The sequence below is a fragment of the Kitasatospora sp. NPDC051914 genome, from assembly GCF_040680995.1.
Classification (GTDB): Bacteria; Actinomycetota; Actinomycetes; order Streptomycetales; family Streptomycetaceae; genus Kitasatospora.
The window spans coordinates 1-2,761 of the sequence record NZ_JBFAXX010000154.1 but is presented as its reverse complement, the minus strand read 5'-3'; the positions used below and the strand labels follow the sequence as shown (position 1 = coordinate 2,761).

Here is a 2,761-nt window from a genome sequence, read left to right as displayed (position 1 = left end):
CTCGGCCTGCAGTTCCGCGAGGAGGTCCATCACCTGGGCCTGGACGGTGACGTCCAGGGCGGTGGTGGGCTCGTCCGCGATGATCAGGTCGGGCTCCAGGGCGAGCGCCATGGCGATCATGATGCGCTGGCGCATGCCGCCGGAGAACTGGTGCGGGTAGTCGTTCACCCGCTGCTTGGCGGCCGGGATGCGGACGCGGTCCATCAGTTCGACGGCCTTGTCCTTGGCGTCCTTGCGGGAGACGCCGCGGTGCACCCGGTACATCTCGCCGAGCTGGGTGCCGACGCTGTGGACGGGGTTCAGGGCGGACAGCGCGTCCTGGAAGATCATGGCCATCTGCTCGCCGCGGATCTTCCGCCGCTCCTCGGCGCCGAGCTTGAGCAGGTCGCGGCCCTTGAAGACGATCTCGCCGCCGGTGACGAAACCGGGCGGGCTGTCCAGGATGCCCATGATCGCCTGGGCGGTGACGGACTTGCCGGAACCGGACTCACCGAGCACGGCGAGGGTCTCCCCCGCGCGGACGGAGTAGTCGACGCCGTTGACGGCCTTGGCGACGCCGTCGCGGGTGCGGAACTCGACCTGCAGGCCGCGGACGTCGAGCAGTTCGCCCCCGGGCGCGGCGGTGACGGCCGCACGGGTGTCGATCCGGATGGCGCCGCCGCCGGCGTCGTCGTCGCTGTTGCCGCTGTTCATGGTTGGTGGGGGCCCCTCTCAGCGCAGCTTCGGGTCGAGAGCGTCGCGGACGGCGTCGCCGAGCATGATGAACGCCAGGACGGTGAGGCTCAGCGCCCCGGCCGGGTAGAGCAGCATGTGCGGAGCGTTGCGGAAGGTCGCCGAGGCCGAGGAGATGTCGATGCCCCAGGAGACCGTCGGCGGCTTGAGGCCCACGCCGAGGAAGCTCAGGGTGGCCTCCAGGGCGATGTAGGTGCCGAGTGCGATGGTGGCGACCACGATGATCGGGGCGACCGCGTTGGGCAGGATGTGCCGCAGCATCAGCCGGCTGTTGCTCGCGCCGAGGGCCCTGGCCGCGGTCACGTAGTCCTGCTGTTTGGCGGTGATCACGGCGCCGCGGCCGATGCGGGCGATCTGCGGCCAGCCGAGCACCACGATGAAGGCGACCACGATCCAGATCGACCGGCTGGGGATGACGGAGAGGAAGACCAGGCCGCCGAGCAGGATCGGGATGCCGAAGAAGATGTCGGCGACCCGGGAGATGACCGAGTCGGACCAGCCGCCGAGGAAGCCGGCCAGGCCGCCGAGCACGGTGCCGACCAGGGCGGCGCCGACGGTGGCGCAGACGCCGACCGTGATGGAGGCGCGCGCGCCGTGGACGGTGCGGGAGTAGACGTCGCAGCCCTGCCCGTCGTAGCCGAAGGGATGACCGGACTCGGCGCCCTGCTGGGCCTTCGACAGGTCGCACTTCAGCGGGTCGGTGGAGGTGAACAGGCCGGGCCAGATCGCCATCACCACCAGGAAGATGATCAGCAGTCCGGAGATGATGAAGATCGGGTTGCGCCGCAGGTCGCGCCAGGCGTCCTGCCAGAGGCTGCGCGGCTTGACCCGGTCGTCGGCCGCGGGGATCTCCGGTTCGTCGTCGAGTCGCTCGTTCTTGATTAAAGTCTGCGCTTCCATGGTGCCGAGGTCGAAGGTGCGGCTCTCGACGGCACTCTGGATTTCCTCTTCCTCGGTGCCGGCGTCCGCGAGGGGGTCCGCCTTGTTGTACTTCTCCTGGTCAGGCATAACGGATCCTCGGGTCCAGGACCGCGTAGAGCAGGTCGACGAGCAGGTTGGCCGCCAGGTAGATGATGATCAGGATGGTCACGAAGCCGACGACCGTGGCGGTGTTCTGACGGACGATGCCCTGGTAGAGGTAGAAGCCCACCCCGTGGATGTTGAAGATCCGCTCGGTGACCAGCGCGCCGCCCATGAGGGCGCCCAGGTCGGCGCCGAGGAAGGTGACGACCGGGATCAGCGAGTTGCGCAGCAGGTGGTTGAGCACCACCCGGCGGCGCGGGAGGCCCTTGGCCACCGCGGTGCGCACGTAGTCGGCCCGGGAGTTCTCGGCGACGGTGGTGCGGGTGAGCCGGGCGACGTAGGCGAGCGAGACGGACGCGAGCACGATGCCGGGCAGCAGGAGGGACTCGAAGGTGAGGTCCTCGCCGGCCGTGGCGGGCAGGACGCCCCACTTCACACCGACCAGGTACTGGAGCACGAAACCGGTGACGAAGGTGGGGATGGAGATGACGATCAGGGTGAAGATCAGCACCGTGTTGTCCGACCAGCCGCCGCGGCGCAGGCCGCTGATCAGGCCGAAGCCGACGCCGAAGATGACCTCGATGGTGAAGGCCACGGCGGTGAGCTTGATCGTCGCCGGGTAGGCGGTGGCGAGCAGCGAGGTGACCGACTGCCCGTTGAAGGTGGTGCCGAAGTCCCAGCGGAACAGGTTGCCCATGTAGATCAGGTACTGGAGCCACAGGGGTTCGTCCAGGTTGTACTGCTCGCGGATCTGCTGGGCGACGACCGGGTCGGGGGCCCGGTCGCCGAAGAGCGCGTTCACCGGGTCGCCGAGCGCGTGGACCATCACGAAGATGAGGAAGGTGCTCCCGAGGAACACCGGGATCATCTGCAGCAGGCGTCTGATGACGTAGCGTCCCATGCGAACCTCCAGGGGGCCGCCGGAAGGGCGGCCGCGCCGAGGGCGCCGTGAAGTCCGTGGACCGCGCGGTGCAGGGCTCGGTCGCCCCCGCCTCGCTCACCCCGA

General features: G+C 69.1%; 3 protein-coding genes. All 3 read right to left on the bottom strand.

Translation table 11 applies throughout. The features are described 5' to 3' along the window. Positions 1–693, bottom strand: a 693-nt coding sequence (locus tag AB0M03_RS39565; RefSeq protein ID WP_363501668.1) for an ABC transporter ATP-binding protein, incomplete at its 3' end; no start/stop codon positions are given. Positions 694–711: 18 nt separating this feature from the next. Then, positions 712–1,632: an ABC transporter permease gene (locus AB0M03_RS39560; RefSeq protein ID WP_363501672.1), complete on the bottom strand. Its 921-nt coding sequence runs from the start codon at positions 1,630–1,632 to the stop codon at positions 712–714. Between the two features lie 100 nt (positions 1,633–1,732). Beyond that, positions 1,733–2,656: an ABC transporter permease gene (locus AB0M03_RS39555; RefSeq protein WP_363501665.1), complete on the bottom strand. Its 924-nt coding sequence runs from the start codon at positions 2,654–2,656 to the stop codon at positions 1,733–1,735. Between the last annotated feature and the right edge of the window lie 105 nt (positions 2,657–2,761).

What these genes read in the sequence shown, in the direction of transcription:
- AB0M03_RS39560 (WP_363501672.1), bottom strand. Translation starts at nt 1,632, where the DNA reads ATGGAAGCGCAGACTTTAATCAAGAACGAGCGACTCGACGACGAACCG.
- AB0M03_RS39555 (WP_363501665.1), bottom strand. Translation starts at nt 2,656, where the DNA reads ATGGGACGCTACGTCATCAGACGCCTGCTGCAGATGATCCCGGTGTTC.